The organism is Aeromonas molluscorum 848, from assembly GCF_000388115.1.
GTDB classification, from domain to species: domain Bacteria; phylum Pseudomonadota; class Gammaproteobacteria; order Enterobacterales; family Aeromonadaceae; genus Aeromonas; species Aeromonas molluscorum.
The window spans coordinates 1-25,553 of sequence record NZ_AQGQ01000009.1; the positions used below are offsets into that span (position 1 = coordinate 1).

The 25,553-nt window shown below is 58.2% G+C and carries 22 protein-coding genes; 10 read left to right on the top strand and 12 right to left on the bottom strand.

Annotated elements, in window-relative coordinates:
- A partial coding sequence (locus G113_RS02945) for a hypothetical protein (protein WP_005893282.1) occupies window positions 1-1,720 on the top strand: 1,720 nt, incomplete at its 5' end.
- Between the two features lie 404 nt (window positions 1,721-2,124).
- Here the strand turns inward: G113_RS02945 and metK are convergent.
- Entirely contained in the window at window positions 2,125-3,276 is a 1,152-nt protein-coding gene (gene metK, locus G113_RS02955; RefSeq protein WP_005893287.1) for a methionine adenosyltransferase, read from the bottom strand.
- 375 nt (window positions 3,277-3,651) lie between these two features.
- Between metK and tkt the strand changes: the two genes are divergently transcribed.
- Together tkt and G113_RS02965 are read left to right on the top strand one after the other, a co-directional pair.
- Window positions 3,652-5,643: a transketolase gene (gene tkt / locus G113_RS02960; RefSeq protein WP_005893289.1), complete on the top strand. Its 1,992-nt coding sequence runs from the start codon at window positions 3,652-3,654 to the stop codon at window positions 5,641-5,643.
- Window positions 5,644-5,837: 194 nt separating this feature from the next.
- Window positions 5,838-6,422 carry a hypothetical protein gene (locus G113_RS02965; RefSeq protein ID WP_040318850.1) on the top strand — a complete coding sequence of 195 codons (585 nt, stop codon included), beginning with the start codon at window positions 5,838-5,840 and terminating at the stop codon, window positions 6,420-6,422.
- A 315-nt stretch (window positions 6,423-6,737) separates the two neighbouring features.
- Here G113_RS02965 and G113_RS02970 read toward each other — a convergent pair whose 3' ends face one another.
- The 3 genes from G113_RS02970 to G113_RS02980 form a co-directional block, all read right to left on the bottom strand.
- The gene (locus G113_RS02970; protein ID WP_005893294.1) at window positions 6,738-8,003 is read right to left on the bottom strand and encodes a RidA family protein; all 1,266 of its coding nucleotides are present in this window, start codon (window positions 8,001-8,003) and stop codon (window positions 6,738-6,740) included.
- Between the two features lie 918 nt (window positions 8,004-8,921).
- Window positions 8,922-10,031: an anhydro-N-acetylmuramic acid kinase gene (locus tag G113_RS02975; RefSeq protein WP_005893296.1), complete on the bottom strand. Its 1,110-nt coding sequence runs from the start codon at window positions 10,029-10,031 to the stop codon at window positions 8,922-8,924.
- A 118-nt stretch (window positions 10,032-10,149) separates the two neighbouring features.
- Window positions 10,150-11,451 (bottom strand): peptidoglycan DD-metalloendopeptidase family protein, encoded by a 1,302-nt coding sequence (locus G113_RS02980; protein ID WP_040318851.1) that lies wholly within the window; start codon window positions 11,449-11,451, stop codon window positions 10,150-10,152.
- Between the two features lie 112 nt (window positions 11,452-11,563).
- Between G113_RS02980 and tyrS the strand changes: the two genes are divergently transcribed.
- Window positions 11,564-12,763 carry a tyrosine--tRNA ligase gene (tyrS, locus tag G113_RS02985; RefSeq protein WP_005893301.1) on the top strand — a complete coding sequence of 400 codons (1,200 nt, stop codon included), beginning with the start codon at window positions 11,564-11,566 and terminating at the stop codon, window positions 12,761-12,763.
- A gap of 207 nt (window positions 12,764-12,970) precedes the next feature.
- On the opposite strand, the gene G113_RS02990 is transcribed toward tyrS, so the two are convergent.
- Together G113_RS02990 and G113_RS02995 are read right to left on the bottom strand one after the other, a co-directional pair.
- Complete coding sequence (locus G113_RS02990) at window positions 12,971-13,528, bottom strand: DJ-1 family glyoxalase III (protein WP_005893303.1); 558 nt, start codon at window positions 13,526-13,528, stop codon at window positions 12,971-12,973.
- Window positions 13,529-13,556: 28 nt separating this feature from the next.
- Window positions 13,557-14,492 carry a ketopantoate reductase family protein gene (locus tag G113_RS02995; protein WP_005893305.1) on the bottom strand — a complete coding sequence of 312 codons (936 nt, stop codon included), beginning with the start codon at window positions 14,490-14,492 and terminating at the stop codon, window positions 13,557-13,559.
- Between the two features lie 196 nt (window positions 14,493-14,688).
- Here G113_RS02995 and G113_RS03000 point away from each other — a divergent pair, with 196 nt between their 5' ends.
- Window positions 14,689-15,171 (top strand): YajQ family cyclic di-GMP-binding protein, encoded by a 483-nt coding sequence (locus G113_RS03000; protein WP_005893307.1) that lies wholly within the window; start codon window positions 14,689-14,691, stop codon window positions 15,169-15,171.
- Between the two features lie 103 nt (window positions 15,172-15,274).
- Here G113_RS03000 and G113_RS03005 read toward each other — a convergent pair whose 3' ends face one another.
- The 6 genes from G113_RS03005 to G113_RS03030 form a co-directional block, all read right to left on the bottom strand.
- Window positions 15,275-16,081: a nucleoside-specific channel-forming Tsx family protein gene (locus tag G113_RS03005; protein ID WP_005893309.1), complete on the bottom strand. Its 807-nt coding sequence runs from the start codon at window positions 16,079-16,081 to the stop codon at window positions 15,275-15,277.
- 156 nt (window positions 16,082-16,237) lie between these two features.
- Window positions 16,238-17,617, bottom strand: a complete 1,380-nt coding sequence (locus G113_RS03010) for an AmpG family muropeptide MFS transporter (protein WP_005893311.1) — start codon at window positions 17,615-17,617, stop codon at window positions 16,238-16,240.
- Window positions 17,618-17,854: 237 nt separating this feature from the next.
- The gene (locus tag G113_RS03015) at window positions 17,855-18,184 is read right to left on the bottom strand and encodes a hypothetical protein (RefSeq protein ID WP_005893312.1); all 330 of its coding nucleotides are present in this window, start codon (window positions 18,182-18,184) and stop codon (window positions 17,855-17,857) included.
- 117 nt (window positions 18,185-18,301) lie between these two features.
- Entirely contained in the window at window positions 18,302-18,850 is a 549-nt protein-coding gene (locus G113_RS03020; RefSeq protein ID WP_005893314.1) for a peptidylprolyl isomerase, read from the bottom strand.
- Between the two features lie 26 nt (window positions 18,851-18,876).
- The gene (locus tag G113_RS03025) at window positions 18,877-19,452 is read right to left on the bottom strand and encodes a YajG family lipoprotein (protein WP_005893316.1); all 576 of its coding nucleotides are present in this window, start codon (window positions 19,450-19,452) and stop codon (window positions 18,877-18,879) included.
- Between the two features lie 11 nt (window positions 19,453-19,463).
- Entirely contained in the window at window positions 19,464-20,609 is a 1,146-nt protein-coding gene (locus tag G113_RS03030; RefSeq protein ID WP_005893318.1) for a methyltransferase, read from the bottom strand.
- Between the two features lie 225 nt (window positions 20,610-20,834).
- Here G113_RS03030 and G113_RS03035 point away from each other — a divergent pair, with 225 nt between their 5' ends.
- The 5 genes from G113_RS03035 (at window position 20,835) to G113_RS03055 (ending at window position 25,550) form a co-directional block, all read left to right on the top strand.
- Window positions 20,835-21,149 (top strand): BolA family protein, encoded by a 315-nt coding sequence (locus G113_RS03035; protein WP_005893320.1) that lies wholly within the window; start codon window positions 20,835-20,837, stop codon window positions 21,147-21,149.
- Window positions 21,150-21,570: 421 nt separating this feature from the next.
- The gene (locus tag G113_RS03040; protein WP_005893323.1) at window positions 21,571-22,914 is read left to right on the top strand and encodes a Na(+)-translocating NADH-quinone reductase subunit A; all 1,344 of its coding nucleotides are present in this window, start codon (window positions 21,571-21,573) and stop codon (window positions 22,912-22,914) included.
- A gap of 3 nt (window positions 22,915-22,917) precedes the next feature.
- A complete protein-coding gene (locus G113_RS03045) occupies window positions 22,918-24,147 on the top strand; it encodes an NADH:ubiquinone reductase (Na(+)-transporting) subunit B (protein WP_005893327.1) in 1,230 nt (409 codons plus the stop codon).
- Complete coding sequence (locus tag G113_RS03050; RefSeq protein ID WP_005893329.1) at window positions 24,137-24,925, top strand: Na(+)-translocating NADH-quinone reductase subunit C; 789 nt, start codon at window positions 24,137-24,139, stop codon at window positions 24,923-24,925. The genes G113_RS03045 and G113_RS03050 overlap by 11 nt, the downstream gene beginning before the upstream one ends.
- Entirely contained in the window at window positions 24,918-25,550 is a 633-nt protein-coding gene (locus G113_RS03055; RefSeq protein WP_005893332.1) for an NADH:ubiquinone reductase (Na(+)-transporting) subunit D, read from the top strand. The genes G113_RS03050 and G113_RS03055 overlap by 8 nt, the downstream gene beginning before the upstream one ends.
- Window positions 25,551-25,553 lie beyond the last annotated feature (3 nt).

The window sequence follows — 25,553 nt, forward strand, 5'->3', positions numbered from 1 at the left end:
GGCCAGCCAGGTGCAGCCCCACCTGGGCATGGCTGGCCAGCTGGTCATCGAGTGTCGGCTGACTGGCCAGCGGGCCCAGCCGCTGCTCAATCTGGGCGGCGAGTATGACATCAACGTATTCCGGGGCCCTTCGGCGGCACTGACCAGCGACTGGCAACGGGCGGACCCCCAGGGGCTACGCCACCCGGATGGTTGGGAGCAGGGGGCCAGGCTGCACCCCGTTCGGGGGAACGGCTGGCAGGAGGCGGCGCCGTGCGACCTTATCCCGCGCTTTTCCCATCAGCAGGGTCTGGCCCTGGGCGCCGAGCCGAGCAGCGGCTGGCAGGAAGGCCTGCCCCTGGGCGATGGTTTTGGCCAGCCGGTCGAATCCCTGCCCCCCGGCCATCATGGCTTTGCCCTGGGCTGGGCCTCTGGGGTCTCGCTGGGGTATGGGGCCGAGTCAGGCTATCGCAACCCGCCGCGCTGGGATCTGGACTGGGCCATGGATTGGCAGGAGGGGGCCCGCCTGCTGGCCAACAGCCTCGGCCAGACCTGGCACCTGGGGGCCGTGCTGGACAAGGGGTGGCGCGATGGCTGGGATGAGGCCATGGCCCCGCCCCCGGGCGTCACCCCGCCGCCCCAGCCCCCCATCAAGCCGGTGCGCCCAGACAAGCGCACCAAGGCGCTGGCCTTCGCTGCCCCGCGCAATCAGGGGCAGCTGGAGTTTGTTTGGTTCGGCGCGGACGCCTCCATAATCATCCCAACCCGGAGGATTTACCTGGTGAGTAACACTGCAAGCATTGTGCGGGTACGCGATGGCCTGGATATTGCGGCCACCGCCGTGAATATTGAGCTCGATACCGACTCCTGGGCGTGGCAGTTCAATGCCCAGATCCCGCGTATCGCAGCGGCCGAAATGACGGACGAGGAGGAGGTGAGCATCCATATCAACGGTGAGCGATGGGATTGCGTGTGCGATGGCTGGCAATCAAGCCAGAGCTTTGGCCGCGAATCGGCCACCCTGACCGGCCGCTCGCGCAGCGCTTATCTTTCGCCGACCCATGTGCTGCCAGGGGCGGTGAGCGAAGCCGCCCCTGCCATGGTGCAGCAATTGGCGGCATCCCTGTTGCCCCTTGGTTGGACCCTGGAGTGGCAGGCGGCAGATTGGTTGGTGCCTGGTGGATTTTTCAGCCTGGACAACCAGACGCCTATCGGGGCAATCAGGTACTTGGCCGAGGCGGCCGGCGGGTTCGTACTGCCGCACCAGCGTGACCGACACCTGGTCGTCAAGCCGCGCTTTCCAGTGGTGCCATGGCAGCTGGATGTGAGCCCAGCGGACATTGCGATACCGCGCGCCATTATCACGACCCTGGGTAGCGACTTCCAACCGGGTCAGTCGGCCAATGGGATCTGGGTCAATGGGGGGCATCAGGGGATAAGCGCCTTGGTCAAACGTCAGGGGTCGGCAGGGGAGCGACAGGCGCAGAGCATCACCCATCCATTGGTGTGCGACGTGATAGCGGCCCGGGCACAGGGCATCGTTGCACTGGCGCAGACCCTGCCCAGACGTACCCACAGCATCGAGCTGCCACTCTCGGCAGACACGGGATTGATCCTGCCTGGCGTCGTACTGGCAGTGGACAACTGGAAGGGATTTAACCGTGGTGTCAGGGTGTCTGCCGCGATGCAGGGCCCTGCCATGACGGTGCGCCAGCAACTGAGTGTGGAGCGATTTGTATGAACCTGTTCAAGCAGTTCCAGGAGCTGATCCCCGGTGCCGACCCGTTGCTGGTCGGTACCGTCACCGCAATGGGAGGCACCAGTACCGCACTGGAGACCCCGGGCGGGGGCGTGGTGATCGTGCGAGGGGGAGGGTGGCCATCGGCCAGAAGGCATTCTACCAGGGGGGCGCCATCATTGGGCCTGCACCGGACTTACCGACCTATGAGATAGAGGTTTAACCTGCTATCAAACGTCTTTCAAGTTCGGTGACACTGGCACCGTTGAAAATGAAAAAAACGCGCGATGGCGCGTTTTCCATTCTTGTCGCTAAGGTTTTTCATTTTTCGCGGCGGGCTACACCTGGCCATGAAAAAGGGGAGCCTGAGCCCCCCTTTCTTGCCACAGGCAGCCTGACGAGCTGGCTTAGAGGCCAGCGGCGGCGCGCAGCAGCTCGGCTTTGTCGGTACGCTCCCAGGGGAACTCTTCGCGACCGAAGTGGCCGTAGGCAGCGGTTGCCTTGAAGATAGGACGCTTGAGATCCAGCATCTCGATGAGGCCGTAGGGTCGCAGTTCGAAGTGCTCGCGTACCAGCGTGACCAGCAGCTCCTCGGAGACCTTGGCGGTGCCGAAGGTTTCGACGCTGATGGAGGTCGGCTCGGCCACGCCGATGGCGTAGGAGACTTGCAGTTCACAGCGATCGGCCAGACCTGCGGCCACTATGTTTTTGGCGACATAGCGAGCGGCGTAGGCGGCGGAGCGATCCACCTTGGAGGGATCCTTGCCGGAGAAGGCGCCACCACCGTGACGGGCCATGCCGCCGTAGGTATCGACGATGATCTTGCGACCGGTCAGACCGCAGTCACCCATGGGGCCGCCGATAACGAAACGGCCGGTCGGGTTGATGAAGAACTTGGTGTTCTTGCTGATCCACTCGGCGGGCAGTACCGGCTTGATGATCTCCTCGCGCACCGCTTCGACCAGGTCGGCGTGGCTGATGGAGTCGCAATGCTGGGTGGAGAGCACCACGGCATCGACGCCAAGGATCTTGCCTTCGCTGTCATAGGCGAAAGTGAGCTGGCTCTTGGCATCCGGACGCAGCCAGGGCAGGGTGCCATTCTTGCGCACTTGCGCCTGACGTTTCACCAACAGGTGAGAGTAGGTGATGGGTGCTGGCATCAGCACCTCGGTCTCGTTGGTGGCATAGCCGAACATCAGGCCCTGATCACCGGCGCCCTGCTCATAGGGGTCGGCACGGTCAACGCCCTGGTTGATGTCGGGGGATTGCTTGCCGATGGCATTGAGCACGGCGCAGGAGTCGGCATCGAAACCCATGTCCGAGTGGGTGTAACCAATCTCACGGACGGTATCGCGCACGATCTGCTCGATATCAACCCAGGCGGAAGTGGTTACTTCGCCGCCGACCAGCACCATGCCAGTCTTGACCAGGGTCTCGCAGGCGACACGGGCCATGGGATCCTGTTCCAGGATGGCGTCCAGCACCGCATCGGAGATCTGGTCGGCGATTTTATCGGGATGGCCTTCGGAGACCGACTCGGAAGTAAACAGCTTTGCCATGGGAGCATTCTCAACGCTAGGGGTTATCGCCTTGGCCATAACCGGGTAAAAAGGAGAGTCTTTGCATTTGAGATATCTACATCTGGACGTCTTACAAGGAGAGCCTTTGTAGAGGTATCTACATCTGGACGTCTATTTTAGAGAGGGGGCAGGGTGATTGCCAGTACTATTTTGGTTTGGTGTCGTCTGTGGCTGACACTACCCATAAAGGGTTGAAAATGGTCGCAACGCGAATCGTTTGCCGAGCCAAGAAAAGCGACTGCGCTCCCAAAGCCACTTTATTCGCCCAGATAATATTTGCACCTCGCGCCCCCTGCTGGGACAATAACGCGCCTTAATCTTGGCCATCAAATGAAGCAATCGCAGGAGATACAGATGCCTTCTCGTAAAGAGCTTGCCAATGCCATTCGCGCATTGAGTATGGATGCCGTACAAAAAGCCAACTCCGGTCACCCGGGCGCCCCCATGGGAATGGCAGATATCGCCGAAGTGCTGTGGCGCGGCCACCTCAAGCACAACCCGAACAACCCCAAGTGGGCCGACCGCGACCGTTTCATCCTGTCTAACGGCCACGGCTCCATGCTGATTTACTCCCTGCTGCATCTCTCCGGTTATGACCTCACCATCGAGGATCTGAAAAACTTCCGCCAACTGCACTCTCGCACCCCGGGTCACCCGGAGTACGGTTATGCGCCAGGTATCGAGACCACGACTGGCCCACTGGGTCAGGGCATCACCAATGCCGTCGGCATGGCGATCGCTGAAAAAGCCATGGCCGAGCAGTTCAATCAGCCAGGTCACGACATCGTCGATCACTACACCTACGCCTTTATGGGCGACGGTTGCCTGATGGAAGGTATCTCCCACGAAGCTTGCTCCCTGGCCGGTACCCTGCAACTGGGCAAATTGATTGCGTTCTGGGATGACAACGGCATCTCCATCGATGGTCACGTGGAAGGCTGGTTCACCGACGATACTCCCAAGCGTTTCGAAGCTTACGGCTGGCACGTCATTCCGGCCGTGGACGGTCACAGCCCGGAAGCGATCAACGCCGCCATCGAAGCCGCCAAGGCCGAGACCGGCAAGCCGACCCTGATCTGCTGCCGCACCATCATCGGTTACGGTTCACCGAACAAGTCCGGTTCTCACGATTGCCACGGCTCACCGCTGGGCAACGACGAGATCGCCGCTGCTCGTGCCTTCCTGAAGTGGGACCACGCGCCGTTCGTCATTCCGTCCGAGATCGCTGCCGAGTGGAATGCCCAAGAGAAAGGCACGGCGCTTGAAGCCGACTGGGCTGCCAAGTTTGCCGCCTATGAAGCCGCGCACCCGGCGCTGGCTGCCGAATTCAAGCGTCGTACCGCAGGCGAGCTGCCGGCCAACTGGGCCGCTGAATCCGCCAAGATCATCGAGACTCTGCAAGCCAACCCGGCCAAGATTGCGACCCGTAAAGCGTCCCAGAACTCGCTGGAAGCGTTCGGCAAGCTGCTGCCGGAGTTCATGGGTGGTTCCGCTGACCTGGCCCCGTCCAACCTGACCATGTGGTCCGGTTCCAAGTCGCTCACCCCCGAGAGCGCGGCAGGCAACTACATCCACTACGGTGTGCGCGAGTTCGCCATGTCCGCCATCATGAACGGTATCGCCCTGCACGGTGGTTTCATCCCCTACGGCGCCACCTTCCTGATGTTCATGGAGTACGCCCGCAACGCCCTGCGCATGGCCGCCCTGATGAAGCAGCGCGCCATCTTCGTTTACACCCACGACTCCATCGGTCTGGGTGAAGATGGCCCGACTCACCAGCCGGTCGAGCAGATCGCCTCCCTGCGTCTGACCCCGAACATGAGCACCTGGCGCCCATGTGACCAGGTTGAATCCGCCATCGCCTGGAAGCACGCCATCGAGCGCAATGACGGCCCGACTGCGCTGATCTTCTCCCGCCAGAACCTGCCCCAGATGGACCGCAGCGCCCAGCAACTGGCCGATGTGGCCAAGGGTGGTTACGTGCTGAAGGATTGCGCCGGTACCCCGGAGCTTATCCTGATCGCCACCGGTTCCGAAGTGGAGCTGGCCGTGGCCGCCTATGAGCAGTTGACTGCCAAGGGCCGCGCCGTGCGCGTGGTTTCCCTGCCAGCCACCGACGTGTTCGACGCCCAGTCTGCCGAATACAAGGAGTCCGTCCTGCCGTCTTCCGTCACCAAGCGCGTGGCCATCGAAGCGGGCATCGCCGACTACTGGTACAAGTACGTGGGCTTTGGCGGCAAGATCATCGGTATGACCACCTTCGGTGAGTCTGCACCGGCCGAGCTGTTGTTCAAGGAATTTGGCTTTACTGTGGAAAACGTGGTTGCGACCGCAGAGTCCCTGTAATCCCTGATTGCTTTGTTCTGAACTGAAAAGCGCCTCCCTCGGGAGGCGCTTTTTTATTTTAAAAGTAACAGTGGAATATTTTAATATTTTTCAATTGATATATAGAAAGACATTTAATGAGTGCTGGGTAATTATTTTTATGTATTATTGGTTATTTCTGAAATTTAATTTACCATATTTAAATGGAGCGCTAAGTGGCACCTAACTATAAAGTTGTTGATAAATCAAACTTTAGAAAAGTAGGATATTTTTCAATGGTTTTCTTTAGGGGGGAGGAGTTACGGGGAAAGATATGTATTTTGAGGTGGTTATATATAACTCTTGTTGAGATTCTGGTTGGTGCTGAGCTGATTGAGAATTTAGTCATAACGGGTTCTGTGCATCCACACGACAATATAAAAAAGAAGGATAGTGATCATTATGGGAATGAACTTCATTTAAATCTACACATACCATCTGGATTTGTAACTAATGTGCTGAGACAGCAGATATTAAATTTACTATATTATAAGTATTATCAAAAATATCTTATACTTGAGCCGGTAGGGGATGTCTGGACGGATGATGACAGTGGGGTTGTCGATTGCACTCGTACTAGATTTCGAGCCAGAAAGGTAATTTTTTATCAATTTATAGCGCTGAGGCGAGTATATGATTTTTCATGGCTAGTTATTAACTTACTCATAGATACTGTCGTTTACTTGATTACTACTGATATTCAGCTTGTACTTGTTTCTGCTGCAATAGTAGAGGCTATTAGACGTGCAATTAAAATCTAGTCATATGAAATATATCTAGCCCATATATTTAATTGGTTAAATATGATCGGAAGTTAGTGAAACTAGGTATGATGTATTGCTACATTGGTCATTGCATTAGTTAAAATGATGATGTTAAAAAATATGATGATTTCAAACTACGCCAAAAGACACCGGCTTAAGTCGGTGTCTTTTTATTGTTAGCTCGTAGGTTCGATTAGCGAAGCGTAATCGGACGTTCGCGTTCTTTCTGTCGATGCCATAAAAATAATATCCCTTCCTGTTACCTAAAAAAAACCGGCATATAGCCGGTCTCTTTTTTATTTACCGCAACACTTACGCCTGCGGCGGGGTACTTTCCGCATTGGAGAGCACGACATCCATCTGCACCAGGGCGCCGGCGGGCAGTTCGCTCACCCCAATAACGGTGCGGGCCGGCAGATAGTCCGGGAAGTATTGGGTATAGATGGCGTTGACCGCATCCAGATCCGCGATGTTTTTGACCTGGATATTGACCTTGACGATATCGTCCATCACATGGTCGATGCTCTCGACAATCGCCTTGATATTGCTCAGGCACTGGGCGGTCTGCTCTTTGATGCAGCCAGTCAGGATCTTGCCAGTAGTGGGGTCGATCGGCAGCTGCGCAGTCAGATGGTTGTAGTGGGAGAAGGCGACGGTTTGGCAATGGAGCGGGCTGCGTGGTGCCTTGTCGGTATTACGGGCAGCGATCACCAGATTGTGTCTGTCTTCTACCAGCTGCGGTGGTGTGCCGTCACCGTGGGAGATGACCGCATCCATCTGCACCAGTGCACCCATGGGCAGGGCGGCGGCACTGACCACAGAGCGGGCCGGCAGATAGGCGGCGGCGCGGGCAATGGCGGAGTCCGGGAAGAAGGTGCTGTAGACCTCGTTGACGGCGTCCAGATCCGCGAGGCTGGTCAGGTAGATGTTCACCTTGACGATGTCGTCAAACGGCACATCGATGCTTTCCAGCACGGTTTTGATGTTGCGCAGACACTGACCTGCCTGCTGCTGGATACCACCGGCGACCAGCTTGCCCGAGGCTGCATCGACCGGCAGTTGCGCACCTATGTTGTTGTAGTGAGAGAAGGCGACGGTATGAGTCGAGAGCGGGTTGTGCGGTGCCTTGTCGCTGTTACGGGCGAGTTTTACCAGGGCGCAGGGCGCCTGCGGGAAGGTGCCTTCACCATTGGAGATGATGGCGTCGATCTGTACCAGGGCATCCAGCGGCAGGGCGGCCACGGCGAGTGTGGTGCGGGTCGGCAGATAGCCCGGGAAGAATTCGCGATAAACACTGTTGACCGCTTCCAGATCCGCCATGTCTTTCAGGAAGATAGTGGCTTTGACCATATCGTCCATCACGTGGCCGATGCTCTCTATGATCGCCTTGAGGTTATTCAGGCACTGTCTGGCCTGTACCTTGACGTCGCCACTCACCATCTTGCCGGTCTTGGGATCGACCGGCAACTGGGCGGAAATATTGTTGTAATGAGAGAAAGCCACCGTCTGGGTGTAGGGGCCCAGATCCTGGGGGGCATTGGTGGTATTTCTTGCAGCCTTGATGATGGTGCCACTCATAGATATTCCTCTTTTTAGTATTCGTTGTTAACGCAAGATACAGTTCACCCCATCCGAGTGCGCCATGGCGACTGCGCCAGCGGGGGCCTTCCAGTTATTATGTTTAATCCACTCAATAGCTAAATTGGATAAGAGAGGAAGGGGTGGGGTTGATTATTTCAGACGAGGCGATTCTATGAGTGGCCATCGGGAGATGCAAACCGGGATCGCATTTCTATGAGATGGCTCAACGCCCTGAAATATAGCTGTTTTGCTATTCAATTCAGGGTGAATAGCATGTCGAGGTGGAACAAACAGGTCTTGTGTCGTGGACAAGCCCGTCTGGACGGGGTTCTTACTCCTATGGGGATGGGGCCGAGCTGTGAATGAAGCGTTAATAATATGCGCCGCTCTGCGGTTAATCAATTTTATTGTGCATGGATATGCACTTTTAATCTTTTATGGGATCTATCTAGCCAGTTAAAAATATGCTAGCTCCATACCATGAAAAGGCTGGTAAAGATGTGGCTGGAATATAATTCAAAATATTGCATGGGCGATACTGTGTTATTGCAATTGAATAGCGGCTTGTACGTTGTTCCTGATAATATTTGTCTCGCCTGATAACGAGATAAATATGCCATAGGGGGCAATTGTCGCGGGTGCTTGTAATAAAAATGGTGCGAGATGACCGCTTGCCTGCCTGCATGACTTCGGTCAGGCGCAGGCAGGCGAAAGGGGCAGACGTTCTGAAAAATGCGTTGAATAGCTCTCTGGGTTAGTGTCAGGCGGGTACCTCTGGCCTGGCGCCCAGTGTCAGTTCTCCGGCAGGAGAGAGGGCGCCCAAGACGGCAAGACGGCGGGCCCCCGTGCACGGGAGGGCAAGTTGCCCTCTTTGCCTCGAAATGGTTGATGCGAAGGTCTGATCCGGGCTATCGATCAGGCAGGATAGAGCGCGCCCAGCACGGCTGGGCGACTGGCGCCGGTGACGGCGGGCAGGTTGCCCGGTTGGCGCTGGATAAAGCGCTGCGCCAGCCAGGCAAAGGCGGCCCCTTCCACCCAGTCGGGGGCTAGCCCCAGCTCGGCCGTGCTGGCGATACGCCAGTGGGGCAACAGAGTGGCCAGTTCGCTCAGCAGAGGACCGTTATGGGCACCGCCGCCACAGACAAAGAGCTCGGTTTGCGCTTTGGGGTTATCCGATGCGGGCAACTGGCGGGCGACGCTGTGGCAGGTGAGCGCCTGCAGGGTACGCTGTACATCCACCGGGGCGTATGCACTGCCCGCCAGCTCGCCATCGAGCCAATCCAGGGTGAACATCTCCCGCCCCGTGCTCTTGGGCCAAGAGGCTGCGAAGTAGGGGTGAGCGAGCAGTTTATCAAGCAGGGCCGGGATAGGCTTGCCGCTGGCGGCCCACTTGCCACTGGCGTCGTAGTTGCCGCCGTCTGGCTGATGACGGCGATACCAGCCATCGAGCAGGGTGTTGGCCGGGCCGGTATCAAAGCCATAGACCCCGCCCGCGTTGCCCGGCAGCACCGAGATATTGGCGATGCCGCCCAGATTCAGCACCACCCGCAGGGCGCCGGGTTTGGCAAACAGCGCTTGATGGAAGGCGGGCACCAGCGGCGCACCCTGACCGCCGAGGGCCATGTCCAGGCTGCGAAAGTCGCTGATGACGTCGATGCCGCTGAGGGCAGCCAACAGGGCGCTGTTGCCAATTTGCAGGGTAAAGCCAAGGTGTGGACGATGGCGAATGGTCTGACCGTGGCTGCCAATGGCGCGAATATCGGTGGGCGCCAGCCCTGCTTTTTCGAGCAGAGCCTGAGTGGCGGCGGCAAATTCACGGGCCACCAGGTTGTCGGCGACGCCCAAGCGATCGATCTCGTTCTCCCCGGGGGTGCAGAGGGCATGGAGTTCACGGGCCGTTGCCTCTGGCCAGGGGTGACAGAGAGCCGCCTCGACCCGCAGAGCATCGCCATCGACCTCGATCAGCACCGCATCTATGCCGTCCAGGCTGGTTCCGGACATCAGACCCAAGTAACGTTCAGCCATCTGCGAGCTCCTTGTCATTGCTTGTGATAACCCCGTGGCCTGTCGCTCATCGGCGCTGGCAACGCGTGCTCCTGTGGCCTGGGGTCAAGGGAGAACAGGCACCATGATAATGCGCGGCTCAGGATTCGTTCCGGCGCAGGGCGAGCTGAGTCTCTGAGCGCTCCAGCTTGGCGAGTTGCTGCTGGGCCTGGACCTTGAACTGGCTCAGCTCGCGTCCGCTGAGGGTTTCCGCCTGGGGCAGAGTCAGGGTGCGCGGGTTCTTGTGTACCCCGGCGACCAGGAATTCATAGTGCAGGTGGGCCCCCGTGACCCGCCCCGTGCTGCCGAGCAGGCCAATGGTCTGTCCCTGCTTCACCCGCTGGCCCTTGTTGACGGTGCGCTTGGAGAGGTGCAGGTACTTGGTCACATAGTTGCCGGCGTGCTTGATGAACACATAGTTGCCGTTGAACTGGTTGTAACCGGCTGCCACCACGCTGCCCGACCCCGAGGCCATGATGGGGGTACCCACCGGCGCCACGTAGTCGATGCCGTTATGAGGGCGTACCTTGCCGGTGACCGGGTGCAGGCGGCGCGGATTGAAGTTGGAGCTGATGTATTTGAAGTTGACCGGCGCGCGCAGGAAGCTCTTGCGCATCGCCTTGCCCGCCGGCGTGTAGTAGTTGCCATCCTCGCTCAACACGGCGCGGTAGATCTCGCCCTGGTTGACGAACTCGGCGGCCAGAATATCACCGGAGGCGACCCGCTCATCATCCTGGAATTTCTCCTCGAACAGCACCCTGAAGCTGTCCCCTGGTTGCAGGTCCTGGGCAAAGTCGATGTCCCAGCCGAAGATGGCGGCCAAGTCCATGATCTGATCCTCGGTCATGCCCGCCTCGCTGGCAGCCCCCCAGAAGCTGGAGCGGATGTTGCCCTGGGCCCAGTTTTCACGGGTATCGAGTTCGAGGCGTACCGCTTTGGCCACGAAGCCATCTTCCCGTCGATTGACCTTGAGTGCCTGCTCCAGGCTGTGAGGGTAATAGAGGCTATGGAGTTCGCCTTCCTGGGTGAGCTTGAAGGTCAACTCCTGACCGGGCCTGAGCATGCGCAGCGGATCGGCGGCCTTGAGCTGATCGATGAGGTGCAGGTCTGCCGTGCGCAGACCCAGACGCTGGAAGATGATCCCCATGTTGTCACCGCTGCGCACCTTGACCTGCTTGGTCACATAAGGAGCCTTGGGTGGGGTGGCCGTCCGTTCCATGGCGAGGCGATCATGTTCATCCGGCTGCTCGTCGCGGGCCTGATTGGCGACATGCTCATCGACCCGGGTGGCGACGGCCTGTTCACCGGGCCAGGCAGCCAGCATCATCACCAGAATGGTCAGGATCAGCACCATCTTGCGGTGCCAGAGAGGAAGAGCGTTGAAGGCGTGCCAAATATGCATGAGAAAAGGGCGTGAAGTCGGGCGGAATCAGCGGATTTTACAGGCTTTCCAATTGCCTCGCCATTCCAGTAATATGTTTGGCCCTGTGGAATCGTGATTGGAGTGTCAAAAAATGTCCCAGCTCGAGGTGGCGCTAGCCGAGATCAAGCGCGGAGCGGAAGAAATTCTGGTTGAAGAAGAACTGATTGCCAAGTTGAAGGAAGGGCGCCCGCTGCGCATCAAGCTGGGCATGGACCCGACGGCACCCGACATTCATCTCGGTCATACCGTGATCCTCAACAAGCTGAAGACCTTCCAGGACCTGGGGCACGAGATCATCTTGCTGATCGGCGACTTCACCGCCATGGTCGGGGATCCCTCCGGCAAGAACAGCACCCGTCCGCCGCTCTCCGAAGAGGCCATCAAGCACAACGCCCTCACCTATGCGGAGCAGGCGTTCAAGATCCTCGATCCCAAGAAGACCCGCATCGAGTACAACTCCAGCTGGCTGGGCGAGCTGGGTGCGACCGGCATGATCAAGCTGGCAGCCAAGCAGACCGTGGCCCGCATGATGGAGCGCGACGACTTCAAGAAGCGCTACAGCGGCGGCCAATCCATCGCCATTCACGAATTCCTCTATCCGCTGCTGCAAGGCTATGACTCGGTCGCGCTCAAGGCGGATGTCGAGCTGGGCGGTACCGATCAGAAGTTCAACCTGCTGATGGGGCGCGAACTGCAAAAAGATGCCGGCATGGCCGCCCAGTGCGTGCTGATGATGCCGCTGCTGGTGGGTCTGGACGGCGTCAAGAAGATGTCAAAGTCCTCCGCCAACTACATAGGCGTGCACGATGCCCCGGGTGAGATGTTCGGCAAGATCATGTCCATCACCGATGACCTGATGTGGAACTACTACGAGCTGCTCTCCTCCCGTCCCTTAGCCGAGATTGAAGGGTTCAAGGCCGGTATCGCCGCGAACACCCTCAATCCCCGCGACGTGAAGATCTGGCTGGCCAAAGAGATCATCGCCCGCTATCACGATGAGGCCGCCGCCGAAGCGGCCCACGAAGACTTCACCCAGCGCTTCTCCAAGAACGCCATTCCGGACGAGATGCCGGAGGTCGAGCTTATCCTGGAAGGGGAAGGGCTGGCCATCGCCAACTTGCTCAAAGACGCCGATCTGGTGGCCACCACCTCGGAGGCGCTGCGCATGATCAAGCAGGGCGCGGTCAAGGTGGACGGCGACAAGCTGGACGATGGCAAGGCGCTGGTAGGTGCCGGTACTGCTGTCTATCAGGTCGGCAAGCGCAAGTTTGCCCGGGTGACCGTCAAGTAAGAGGCGAGCCCCCACTCATCTCAGCGGTGCCTTGCCGGCACCGCTTGTAAGACAGGTGTACCGCTGATAAAAAAGGCCTCCATGTTGGAGGCCTTTTTGTTGGCGGCGATAAAGTGCCGGGCCAGGCATCTGTCTCAAGGCGAGCACTGCTCCCCCTGCTCTCAAACGCTGGCTTCATGGCCAGTCCCGCATCCGCCATCGTCCCCCTCAAATGACCATGGGGCCGGCGACGGCCTCGGCCGCAGTGGCGCCGCGCAGCACCTGTACCAAGGTGAGGGCAAACTCGATGGCCGTGCCTGGCCCCTGACTGGTTACCAGCCGCGCGTCTTTGTCTATGACCACGCGTTCATGGCTGAGTTGGGCACTGGGGATCCGGGCCCAGAAGCCGGGATGACAGGTGATGCTCGCCTTGCCCAGCAGCTGATTAGGCAGCAGTACCACGGCGGGGGCCGCGCACAGGGCGGCGCGCCAGCGGCCACTGGCCGCTTGCTCGCGCAGCAGGCTGATGGCGCGGGTATTATCGCGGATGCATTCGCTACCGGGCAGGCCGCCGGGCACCACTATCATCTCGAAGTCGCCCGCTGGCAGCTCATCGAGATGGCAATCGGCGACCAGCCGTACCCCGCGAGAGGCACGAATTTGGCGCAGGCCCGCAGGGCAACAGGAGGCGAGCAGCACCGTTATGTTGGCGCGCACCAGCACATCCAGGATGGTGACGGTTTCAATCTCCTCCGAGCCGGGGGCGACCAGTACCAAGACACTCATGGGGGACTCCTGGTTCGAGTTGGGTGAGTCAGCTTTCGCCCTGATGGCGATCCTTGACGGCCTGATAGAGGCCCTGGTTGACCGGTACCATGATGCCGTGGAGCCGGGCTTTGGCCAGCAGGAAGCCGGTGATAGCCTCTATCTCTGTCTCTTTGCCCTGTTCCAGATCCTGCTGCATGGAAGAGTAGTTGTCCGCGGTCAGTCCGGCGACGGATTGCACCCGCCGTGCCAGCTCTTCATAGGTAGTGGCAATGCCTTCTGCATTCATGACATCGGCCACCTCGATGCAGATCTGTTGCAGGGTGTCGGCAAAGCGTGGGCCTGTCAGCTCGCCATTTTTGATGCGATAGAGGGCGGTGAGCGGATTGATGGCGCAGTTGATGGCGAGCTTGTGCCACTGGCGAGCGAGGATCTGCTCGTCCCAGCCAGCCTGACCCAGTGCCTGGGCAAGACGATCGGCCAGATGGGCGAATTGGCGGCCTTGCTCGTTGACCGGGCCGAGCCAGGTTTCGCCCCGGCCGGTATGGCGGAACACGAAATGGCCCTGTTGCAGGGCGCCATGGCTGGTGACGCCCGCGATGATGGGGTTGTCTGCAAACAGCTCGGCGACGCGCTCGGCCACCCCCATGCCGTTGTGCAGCAGCACGATGGGCACCTGCTTGTCGAGCTTGCCGATCAGGGGCTGCAAGGCGGGGATCACCTGGTCCGCCTTGGTCATCACCAGCAGGCGGCGAATGGGGGGAGTATCAGCCAGAAAGCCTCTGGCAATGCTGATAAGCCCATGCTGCCCATCCAGACCGGTGAAGTCGATGACGGGGTGAAGCGTCGCTCTGTGGCGTTCACGCAGCAGTACCTGAGTCGGTTGGCCTGATTGGGTCAGCAGGGCGGCGAATACGCCACCGAGGGCGCCGCACCCGAGCAGGGTCCAGGAGGGCGTGGAGGGGGATTGAGATCCGCTTGGCATGATATGACTCGATCAAGAGGGTGGGCCATTCGACCCGAGAGAGGTGCCCGAATGGCGATGGGGTGGACACTCATGGGTCTCACCTGTCGGCAATGGCAAGGATTCTAACAGAGCGCCTTTATCGAAATCAGCAAATTTGCCGGTTTTCTGGTAGATTTGCCCCCTCATAACGAACGCAACATGAGGAGCCCCGGCCATGCCGTCATTCGATATTGTCTCTGAAGTCAAAATGAACGAGGTGTTGAACGCAGTCGACAACGCCAATCGTGAACTGGCCACCCGATTCGATTTTCGCGGTGTAGAAGCCAGCTTCGAGATGACCAAGGAAGAGGTCAAGCTGGAAGCCGATGCCGACTTCCAGCTCAAGCAGATGGTAGAGATACTGCGCGCAGCCCTGCTCAAGCGCAACATCGAAAACAGTTCAATGGAGGCGGGTGATAGCGTCCACTCCGGCAAGCGTTTCCACCTGAACGTCAAGTTCAAGCAAGGGATCGAGAAAGAGGTCGCCAAGAAGCTGGTGAAGCTTATCAAGGATTCCAAGATCAAGGTGCAGGTCGCCATCCAGGGCGACGAGGTACGAGTCACCGGCAAGAAGCGTGACGACTTGCAAGAGGCCATGGCCCTGGTGCGTGGCGCCGAGCTGGGTCAGCCGATGCAGTTCCAGAATTTCCGCGACTGATCTCGCGCGAAGAGGGTTCGGCCCTCTTTTTTCTGCGCCTTATGCCATAAAAAAACCGGAGCCCAAGGCTCCGGTTTTTCGTTTCTGCGTGCTACGGGTTCGATTAGAACTTGTAGGTCACGGAGAAGTAGTGGCCGAAACCAGTGGTTTTCAGGCCGTAGGTACCGTTCTGGATACCGTAGATGTCGTTGAAGTACTTCAGGCCGTAACCGACGGCGTAGCGGTCGGAGTGCCAGTACAGACCGTTGAACATGGCGGTGCCGTCGGTGGAGCTGTCCTTGGCATCAAACAGGTGATCCAGGTAGCCCTGATAGGCAACGAAGCTGCCGTTGGAGAAGGTGTAGAAAGGCTTGAACCAGTTCATGGAGAACTGATAGCCGTTCCAGCCTTGCTCGCCAGAGCCTTCGTTGACGTGACGTGCGTACAGGTTCATGCCAACTTTGCCGAACCAAGGCACTTGTACGTCGGCACCCAGACCAGTCATGGCTTCAAACAGACCATCCGGACCGCCTACGTTGATCAGGTTGGCAATGTAAACCTCTTGCACCGGACCGAAGGAGAGATCTTTGCCGGTCATGGCATCGATGGACAGGCGTGGGGCGAACTTGATGAACAGGTTGTCGCTGTCATGCTTGTCGTCGTGCTTGCTCTGGAAGATGTCGAATACGTCGACGTAGCCGTAGAGGTCAAAGATACCGGAGCGACCACCAAATTCCATTTCGAAGTAGGTGTCGTTGTAACCACCTTCGGATTCGCTGTAGGGCAGCTGATCGATGGTGTGCATGACGTTGAACTGGAACCACTTGTAGTCGTTCTTGTGGATGTCGCCGCTATAGTCGGCAGCAAAAGCCGGAGTGGCGGAAGCCGCCAGCAGACCAGCAGCGATCAGAGTCTTGGTAAATTTGGCCATTTTATTGGTCTCTTGTGCGTTTAGTTGAGGTTTTCCGTAGCCTGCCCACAAGGAGCGGAGGGATTCTAGCCAATTAATTTCCGCGGATAAACGATCAAGAGGGAACTTTCTCTGGAAGTGTGAATCTAATCACCCCCTAATTGGCGCAAACGCTTGCTATTTGCTCTGTTTCGGTAACAAAGCACTGTCTCGTCTGGCAACGATGGCGATCAGGATCAACACGGGGATGCCCAGCAGGCTGGTCCCGATGAAGAAGACGCTGTAGCCGAATTGTTCGACAAAACCGCCGGAGAATCCGGCCAGCAACTTCGGCAGCAGCAGCATGACTGAGCTGAACAGGGCGTACTGGGTGGCCGAGAAGGCGACGTTAGTCAGGCTCGACAGATAGGTGATGAAGGCCGCGGTAGCGATGCCGGCGCTCAGGTTATCCAGGGAGATGATCAGGGTCAGCAGCTCCAGATTGTGGCCAAGCTGATTGAGCAGTGCGAACAAGAGATTGGTGCTGGCAGTGAGCAGAGCGCCCAGCATCAGGATGCGCAAGGTGCCAAAGCGCATCACCAGAATGCCTCCCACACTGGCACCCACCAGGGTCATGATGACGCCGTACACCTTGGTAATGGTCGCCACCTCCGTTTTGCTGAAGGCGAGATCCACATAGAAGCTGTTGGACATGACCCCCATTACTACATCCGAGATGCGATAGCAGGCGATGAGTCCGAGGATGAGCAGCGCCGAACGACCATAGCGCTCGAAGAAGTCGGCAAAGGGGCACCAGACGGCCTCGTAGGCCCAGGCGCCGAGCCCGGCCAACGAGCGTGGCCAGCCGTGTTGCAGCAGCAGGGACTTGCGTTCAGCTTGCTGCCTGTCCTGGTTTGCCACGTCGATGTCGGGCTCATGGCAACAGAGGGTGGTGATGAGGCCAATGCTCATCATCCCCGCCATCAGCAGGTAAGTTAACTGCCAGCCACGATAGTCATAGACGCTGTTGCTGCCAAGCCAGGCTGCCAGGGCAAGAGCGCCCGCGCCGGCCATGATCATGGCCAGTCGATACCCTGTCATGTAGGAGGCCGCCATGGCTGCCTGAAGGCGCTCAGGGGCCGACTCGATGCGGTAGGCATCGATGACGATGTCCTGAGTCGCGGAGGCAAAGGCCACCAGCAGGGCGAAAAGCGCAAGCTGGGCGAGCTGGGTCTTGGGATCGCAAAAGGACATGCCGACCAGGGCTGCGGCGATCAGCAGCTGGGAGAACAGCATCCAGCTGCGACGCCTGCCAAGCAGGCGTGAGAGCAGCGGCAAGGCCAACCTGTCCACCAGGGGAGACCACAACCACTTGACCCCATAGGCCAGGGCGACCCAGCTCATGTAACCGATGTCGGTCAGGCTAACTCCCGCCTCTCGCAGCCAGAAGGAGAGGGTGCCGAATACCAGCAGCAGTGGCAAACCGGAGGAGAACCCCATGGCAAACAGAATAAGGACGCGGGGCTCGAGATAGACTCGTAGGGATTCTTTCCAGCTTGGTTTGCTGACAGCGTTCAAGTGCCTGACTCCTTGGGAAAAGTGAGCCATTTTGGCAGGTTCATCCGCCGGCGCCAAGGCGAGCTATCAGATTGTGGGGACAAAGGGAGATAGCCTGGCCACCAGAGACGGCATCATGGGATCCATGGGTCGCCAGCAAGGTGTCGAATGGATGTGGTTATCGGCGATTGCCACCGCCATCGGTCAGCATGGGTGTTGCTTGGTTGCATCGACGCGAACGCATCAGGCGGGCTGACCTCAGGGGCGGGTGCCTATGCAGCCAAGGGGCGCCGGACCCTCTCCCATCAGGCAGGCGGCGCAATCGCGCAGCTGGTGACGCAAGGCCGGATCCTCGGCCAGTTCATCCTGACTCCAGAGGTGCAGGCTGTGCAGCAGGTGCCAGAACACGCTCTCTTGCGGGCTACTGGCCTGCTTGTCGGCTGCATCTTGACACACCGCCTGCCATTGGCCGAGCAGTTGCCAGCTCATATCCTGCAGGGCGTCATAGTCGATCTGTTGTGCCAGAAACTGTCGAACAGTCCAGGCCAAGGGGGCCCTGTGCTGGGCCAGGTAGTCATCACAAGTCACAAGATGCTCCAATCCATGTTGAGGAGAGTGAGCAGTATAGAAAACGATCCGTGATCCGGAGGGACAAGGGGACTGGATGGGGAAGATACCGGGCCCGAGCGGGCCCGGCTGTCGGGTTTACTCGGCGAGCAGCGTCACCTTCTTGAGGATGATGGTGCTGGTCGGCACGTCATTGGCGCGCAGGATGGGGCTGTAGCCGGTCTGAACCTGAGCCAGCTTGTCCAGCACCTCCATGCCCTGAACAACTTGACCAAATACCGTATAACCGGCGCCACCACTGGCATTGAGGTTGTTGTTATCGGCAAGGTTGAAGTAGAACTGGCGGGTTGCACTGTCCACCGCCTGGGTCCGGGCCATGGCGATGCTGCCACGGGTATTGGGCAGGCCACCCTTGGATTCGTTTACCACGGGGTCAAAGGTGGGCAACTGCTGGAACTGCTGGTTATAGCCGCCCCCTTGTACCACGAAGCCGGGGATGACCCGGTGGACCAGGCTGCCATCGTAGCTGCCATCAGCCACGTAGCGCAGGAAATTCTTCACCGTCTGGGGCGCCACTTTCGGAGCCAGCTCCACCACGATATTGCCGTGGTTGGTTTCAAATTTCACCTTGGGGGCCGCGAAGGCCAGGGGGCAAACCAGCAGGGCCAGCAACATCAGCTTCTTCATGAGATTATCCTTAATACATAGAGAGATCAGGCGCTTGGTTGGCCTTTGAGGTAACCGCGCAGCTGTTCGTCAGCCATGATCTGCTGGATCAGGCTACCAAGTTGCTGGTTCAGGACCAGCTCCAGATCGGCGATGCTGGGCTCACCCGGGCCTTCCTTGCTGGCGCTGGCGTTGAACACCTTGGTCAGGCGGCTTCCCTGGAAATCGGCCATCACCTGCAGGCTCACCTTGGACTTGGTGACATAGGTGAACGTCTTCTCTTCGACATTGACCAAGGCATTATTGACCTGAAGAGTCAGGTTGGTGGTGCCGCTGTTGCCCACCTCCAGCCCCTGACTGCGCAACCCTTCGCTCAGACGCTCGACCAGCAGGGTATTGAGGGGCTGCTCGCTCTTGATGTAGACGGGGGCCTTCTCTTTTTGCTTGATGGCGAACACATGAGCGGCGGCGCGTTTGTCTATGCCTTCCATGGTGATGCGATTGCCGGAGTAGTACTGTTGATTCGCCGGGATCACTTGGGGATTGAGCAGCGCCGTCTCGGGCCAGTGAGTGGCACAGCCGCCGAGCAGCAGGGCGGCGAGCAGCAGAATTGGTGATTTCATAATGGATTCCTCTAGCGTTTAATGGCTTTCAAAATAACGAATTTACTATTGGATGCAACGACTTGTGCATTGGCAAACAGTCGCTTGAGCTTGTTGTGATAGTCCAGATGGCGGTTGCCCACTATCCAGAGTTCACCCCCCTTGGGCAACACTCTGTGCGCATCCTGGAACATCTGCCAGGCGATATGATCGGTAATCGCCTGAAGCTGGTGGAACGGCGGGTTGCACAAGATGCGGTCAGCATAACCGGTCGGCAGGCCATCCAGGCAGTTGTTGACCAGAAACTCGGCGCGGGGCAGGGCGGCTGGCAGATTGTGCTCGACGTTGAGCCGTGCCGAGGCTACCGCCATGTAGGATTCATCGATGAAGGTCACTTCCACCTCGGTGTCTCGGGCCAGCAGAGCCAGGCCGAGTACGCCATTGCCGCAGCCCAGATCGATCACCTTGCGGGCACTGTGGATAGGCAAATTGGCCAGCATGAAGCGGGCACCAATATCCAGGCTGGTGCGCGAGAATACGTTGGCATGGTTATGGATTTGCATCTCGCTCCCCTCCAGCGGCCAGACGGTCGGGAAGGGGTTGGCCAGGGCGGCGCGGTCTGTCCCCGCTGTATCAGCGATGGTGCAATGGATGAGACGAGCTTTCTTCCAAGCCAGGGAGGTGCGGGTTTCGCCCAGATATTTCTCGAACAACTTGAGGGTCGAGCTGTGGATCTCCTTGGCCTTGCCGGCGGCCAGGATGCGAGTGGCCGGGGTGACCACCTCACGCAGGGCCAGCAACTGCTGCTCAAGCAGCGCTTGATACTTGGATACCTTGATGATCACCAGGGTCGGAGCCGCTGGCAGTGGCGCCAGCGAGTCCTGGATGCGGATGGATGCCGGATCCAGTCCGTTGTCGGCCAGATTGGCCAGGGTGCCTTGCTCGCTGACGAAGGAATCGGTCACGCACAGGGGCTGATGGCCATGGAGAAAGGCAGCCAAGGCGCCAAAGCTGTCATTCATAATGATGACGGGGCCGCCGCCTTCGGGAGGCTGCTCTGCCAGCTGATTGATCAGGTACTCATCGGCGGCATCCCATGCCTGCAGGGGATCCTGCTCCTGGCGCGGATAGCGCTGCAGCATCAGGCGGCAATGGTCTGTCTCGAGGTGGGTCTGCATTGAACGGTCTGTCTCACGGCTGGATAGAATGGCGCTATTCTAACGGTGCTTGGATGATTCACCAATTGTCCCGCCATGCAAGTTCTCCCTGGGAGTCAACCTAGGTCGAATGGTACCGTGGTTCACGGTGCCTGGATGATCCAGCAATTGCCTCGCCATGCAAGTTCTCCCTGGGAGTCAAAGTCGATAGAATGGGGCTTGCCCCATCAGTCATCGGAAGATCTCATGAATACCCAAGATACCATCATCCAACGCCTCTCCGAGGCCCTCAACCCTGGCCATCTCGACGTATTCAACGAGAGCCACATGCATCGAACCGAGCCGGGAGCAGAGAGCCATTTCAAGGTGGTCATCGTCAGTCAGGCTTTCGCCGGTCAGCGTCTCATCAGCCGTCATCGTCAGGTCAATCAACTGTTGGCCGATCTGCTGGCTGGGCCCGTTCATGCGCTGGCACTGCATACCTATACAGAGGAAGAGTGGCAACAAAAGGGCGTGGCGCCACGAAGCCCGGTCTGTGCCAGCAAGCTTGGTCCTCAATGAACGGCAGGGAACAACTGAGAGGCTGTGATGTTCCATTAACAAAGGGATTACCCTTTGCCGATTTCATCGGCAACATTTGTCGCCAATCTCATCAATTTTTCTAATCCTGCGGTGAACTTTCCCGAAACTAACCCTTAGTGAGTGCTTCCGTCCTGGTGTGGTGGAAGTACGTGTTTTGATGGGAGTACGGCAAGCAAGTGGGCAGGCTAATTTTGTGATAGCGGGTTAATTTTCCCCATTTGACGTGGCAGTCAGCAGTCTGAAAGTGGTAAACTCAAGCGCTTTTGAAACACCCCGCATGTTGCTGATTTGTTGTTTGTTTGTATCTGTTCAGCCATATGCCGAGTGTGTTCAACAACCCGTCGTGATGTATTTCTCGGCGCTAACCATTCTCTCTCCCGTAACGGTAGTGCAAGTGAGTATGATTACAATTAAAAGAGGACTGGACATCCCCGTGCTGGGTGCGCCAGAGCAAGTAATCTACGATGGCCCGGCCATCACCCGTGTTGCTACACTGGGCGAAGAGTTCGTGGGGATGCGACCTACTATGTTTGTCAAAGTAGGGGATCGCGTCATTAAAGGTCAGGCGCTCTTCGAAGATAAGAAGAATCCTGGCGTTAAATTCACGGCTCCCGCCACCGGCGTAGTTTCAGAGATCAACCGTGGTGCCAAGCGCATTCTGCAATCAGTGGTCATCGATATCGATGGCTCTGACGAACAGGTGACCTTTGAGCAGTTTGCCAGTGCCGAGCTTGCCAAGCTCGAGCGCAGCAAGGTGCAAGAGATCCTGGTCGAGTCAGGCCAATGGACTGCATTGCGCACCCGCCCCTTCAGCAAGGTTCCTGCCGTCGGTTCAGAGCCCCGTGCGATCTTCGTGACCGCCATGGACTCCAACCCGCTGGCAGCCAGCGCTGAGCTCATCATCAAGGAGCAATCCCAGGCCTTTATCGACGGTCTGACCGTGCTGAGCCGCCTGACTGATGGCAAGCTTTACGTCTGCAAGGGCGAGGGCAGTTTGCCACAGGCTTCCGTGCCGCAAGTTCAGGAAGAGGTCTTCGTCGGTCCTCATCCTGCCGGTCTGCCGGGCACCCATATTCACTTCATCGATCCGGTTGGCAGCAACAAGATCCAGTGGCACATCAACTATCAGGATGTGATCGCGCTGGGCAAGCTGTTTACCACGGGCCAGATCTGCACCGACAAAGTGATCGCCCTGGCCGGTCCGAATGTGGTCAAGCCACGTCTGTTGCGCACCCGCATGGGCGCCTGCATCAGCCAGCTGACTCACAACGAGCTGCGTGCGGATGAAAACCGTGTCATCTCCGGTTCCCTGTTAAGCGGTGCCAAGACCGATGAGGTACATGACTATCTGGGTCGTTACCACAATCAGGTCTGCGTGCTGGCTGAGGGCCGCGAGAAGGAGTTTCTGGGTTGGATTAAACCCAGTGCCGACAAGTTCTCCATCACCCGCACCACCCTGTCTCACCTGGTGAAGGGCAAGCTGCTCAATTTCACCACCACGACCAACGGGAGTGATCGTTCCATGGTGCCGATTGGCAGCTATGAGCGCATCATGCCGCTGGACATCCTGCCGACCCTGCTGCTGCGGGATCTGATCTCTGGCGATACCGACAATGCGCAAGCGCTGGGTTGCCTGGAGTTGGATGAGGAAGATCTGGCGCTGTGTACCTTTGTCTGCCCCGGCAAGACAGAGTACGGCCCCATCTTGCGTGAGTGCCTGACCAAGATCGAACTGGAAGGTTAAGCGATGAGTTTCAAGCAATTTCTTGAAAATATGGAACATCACTTCGAGCCGGGCGGCAAGTACGAGAAGTACTACGCCCTGTACGAAGCGGCTTTCACCATTTTCTACACTCCGGGTACTGTCACCCGTAATGCCGCCCACGTTCGCGATGCGCTCGACCTGAAGCGCATGATGATCATGGTATGGCTGGCCGTGTTCCCGGCCATGTTCTGGGGCATGTTCAACATAGGCAACCAGGCGATTGCCGCCATCGCGCACCTCGGCTCTGCCGCCGGTGCCGTTTCCTGGCAATATGGCCTGGCTACCCTGTTGGGCGCCTCGCTGGATCCGGCGGTGGCTGGTATCGGCAGCAAGATGCTGATCGGTGCGACTCACTTCTTCCCCATCTACATTACCGTCTTCATCGTCGGTGGTTTCTGGGAAGTGCTGTTTGCCATGATCCGCAAGCACGAGATCAACGAAGGCTTCTTCGTGACCTCGATCCTGTTCGCGCTTATCGTGCCGCCTGAGCTGCCATTGTGGCAAGCTGCCCTGGGCATCACCTTCGGTGTGGTCATGGCCAAGGAAGTGTTCGGTGGTACCGGCAAGAACTTCCTGAACCCGGCACTGGCGGGTCGTGCTTTCCTGTTCTTCGCCTACCCGAGCCAGATCTCTGGCGACGCCGTCTGGGTTGCCGTCGATGGCTACTCTGGCGCAACCGCACTGAGCCAGTGGGCTCAAGGTGGCCAGATGTCGCTGATCAATGGCGCTACCGGTCAGGCCATCAGCTGGATGGATGCTTTCCTGGGTAACCTGCCGGGTTCCATCGGTGAAGTCTCCACCCTGATGATCCTCATCGGAGCAGCCATGATCGTCTACATGCGCATAGCATCCTGGCGCATCATCGCCGGTGTCATGATCGGTATGGTAGCGACCTCCCTGCTGTTCAACGTCATAGGTTCAAATACCAACCCCATGTTCAGCATGCCGTGGCACTGGCATCTGGTACTGGGTGGTTTTGCCTTCGGTATGGCCTTCATGGCAACGGATCCCGTGTCTGCTTCCTTTACCAACAAAGGTAAATGGTGGTACGGCGCCCTGATCGGTTTCATGGTCGTGCTGATCCGTGTTGTGAACCCCGCCTTCCCGGAAGGCATGATGTTGGCCATTCTGTTTGCGAACCTGTTTGCCCCGCTGTTTGACCATTTCGTGGCACAGGCGAACATCAAGCGGAGGATCAGTCGTGGCGTTTAATAAAGACTCAACCGTCGGCACCGTCAGCATAGTGGCGGGTCTGTGCCTGGTCTGCTCCATCGTGGTCTCTGTGGCCGCCGTGGGCCTGCGTCCGGCTCAGCAGCTGAACAAGGCTCTGGACAAGCAGAGCAACATCCTTGCCGTTGCTGGCATCGATGTGACCAGCATCGCCAAGAGTGAACTCGGCAAGCTGTATGGCGACAAGATCGAAGCGCGTCTGGTAGATCTCTCTACCGGTCAGTTCGTCGATGGCGATGCTGATGGCTTCGATTTCAAGATGGCTGCCAAGAATCCGGCCGAGAACCTTCGTCTGGCTGCTGCCGATGATAAGGCCGGGATCCGTCAGATCTCCAAATTGATGCCGGTCTTCTTCGCCAAAGACAGCGAAGGCAAGGTCGATAACATCATATTGCCGATCTATGGTCAGGGCCTCTGGTCCACCATGTATGCCTTCGTCGCCGTTGCCGCTGATGGCCAGACCATCAAGGGCATCACCTACTATGACCAGGGCGAAACCCCGGGTCTGGGTGGCGAGGTCGAGAACCCGGCATGGCGTGAGCTGTTCGTCGGCAAGAAGCTGTTCGGTCAAGATGGTCAGCCTGCACTGCGGGTGATCAAGGGTCATGCACCGGTTGGTTCCGAGCATGAGATCGATGGCCTCTCTGGCGCGACGCTGACCAGTAATGGTGTCCAGCACTCGTTCGATTTCTGGATGGGCCCCCAGGGCTTTGGTCCTTTCCTTGCCAAGATCCGCGCAGGAGAACTCAACAATGGCTGACAATACCGCAATGAAGAAGTTGCTGTTGACGCCAGTGCTCGGCAACAACCCCATCGCCTTGCAGGTGTTGGGTGTCTGTTCCGCGCTGGCCGTTACCAGCCAGATGAAGACGGCGTTTGTCATGACCCTGGCGGTCATGGCGGTCACCGCCTTCTCTAACCTGTTCATCTCCCTGATCCGTAACCAGATCCCGAACAGTGTGCGCATCATCGCCCAGATGGCGATCATCGCGTCCCTGGTTATCGTGGTTGACCAGGTGCTCAAGGCGTATGCCTATGAGATCTCCAAGCAACTGTCGGTATTTGTGGGTCTTATCATCACCAACTGTATCGTGATGGGTCGCGCCGAAGCCTTTGCCATGAAGAGTGCCCCGCTGCCCTCTTTCCTGGATGGTATCGGCAACGGTCTGGGTTATGGCGCCGTGCTGCTGACCGTGGCCACCGTGCGTGAGATCCTGGGATCCGGCACCTGGTTTGGTATCGAGCTGCTGCCGCTGGTAAACAACGGTGGCTGGTATGTGCCAAACGGTCTGCTGCTGCTGCCGCCGAGTGCATTCTTCATCATTGGTCTGATCATTTGGGGCGTACGTACCAAGGATCCCAAGCAGGTGGAGGCGAAGGATTAAGGT

What these genes read in the sequence shown, in the direction of transcription:
- metK (WP_005893287.1), bottom strand. Translation starts at nt 3,276, where the DNA reads ATGGCAAAGCTGTTTACTTCCGAGTCGGTCTCCGAAGGCCATCCCGAT.
- tkt (WP_005893289.1), top strand. Translation starts at nt 3,652, where the DNA reads ATGCCTTCTCGTAAAGAGCTTGCCAATGCCATTCGCGCATTGAGTATG.
- G113_RS02970 (WP_005893294.1), bottom strand. Translation starts at nt 8,003, where the DNA reads ATGAGTGGCACCATCATCAAGGCTGCAAGAAATACCACCAATGCCCCC.
- G113_RS02975 (WP_005893296.1), bottom strand. Translation starts at nt 10,031, where the DNA reads ATGGCTGAACGTTACTTGGGTCTGATGTCCGGAACCAGCCTGGACGGC.
- G113_RS02980 (WP_040318851.1), bottom strand. Translation starts at nt 11,451, where the DNA reads ATGCATATTTGGCACGCCTTCAACGCTCTTCCTCTCTGGCACCGCAAG.
- tyrS (WP_005893301.1), top strand. Translation starts at nt 11,564, where the DNA reads ATGTCCCAGCTCGAGGTGGCGCTAGCCGAGATCAAGCGCGGAGCGGAA.
- G113_RS02990 (WP_005893303.1), bottom strand. Translation starts at nt 13,528, where the DNA reads ATGAGTGTCTTGGTACTGGTCGCCCCCGGCTCGGAGGAGATTGAAACC.
- G113_RS02995 (WP_005893305.1), bottom strand. Translation starts at nt 14,492, where the DNA reads ATGCCAAGCGGATCTCAATCCCCCTCCACGCCCTCCTGGACCCTGCTC.
- G113_RS03000 (WP_005893307.1), top strand. Translation starts at nt 14,689, where the DNA reads ATGCCGTCATTCGATATTGTCTCTGAAGTCAAAATGAACGAGGTGTTG.
- G113_RS03005 (WP_005893309.1), bottom strand. Translation starts at nt 16,081, where the DNA reads ATGGCCAAATTTACCAAGACTCTGATCGCTGCTGGTCTGCTGGCGGCT.
- G113_RS03020 (WP_005893314.1), bottom strand. Translation starts at nt 18,850, where the DNA reads ATGAAGAAGCTGATGTTGCTGGCCCTGCTGGTTTGCCCCCTGGCCTTC.
- G113_RS03025 (WP_005893316.1), bottom strand. Translation starts at nt 19,452, where the DNA reads ATGAAATCACCAATTCTGCTGCTCGCCGCCCTGCTGCTCGGCGGCTGT.
- G113_RS03030 (WP_005893318.1), bottom strand. Translation starts at nt 20,609, where the DNA reads ATGCAGACCCACCTCGAGACAGACCATTGCCGCCTGATGCTGCAGCGC.
- G113_RS03035 (WP_005893320.1), top strand. Translation starts at nt 20,835, where the DNA reads ATGAATACCCAAGATACCATCATCCAACGCCTCTCCGAGGCCCTCAAC.
- G113_RS03040 (WP_005893323.1), top strand. Translation starts at nt 21,571, where the DNA reads ATGATTACAATTAAAAGAGGACTGGACATCCCCGTGCTGGGTGCGCCA.
- G113_RS03045 (WP_005893327.1), top strand. Translation starts at nt 22,918, where the DNA reads ATGAGTTTCAAGCAATTTCTTGAAAATATGGAACATCACTTCGAGCCG.
- G113_RS03055 (WP_005893332.1), top strand. Translation starts at nt 24,918, where the DNA reads ATGGCTGACAATACCGCAATGAAGAAGTTGCTGTTGACGCCAGTGCTC.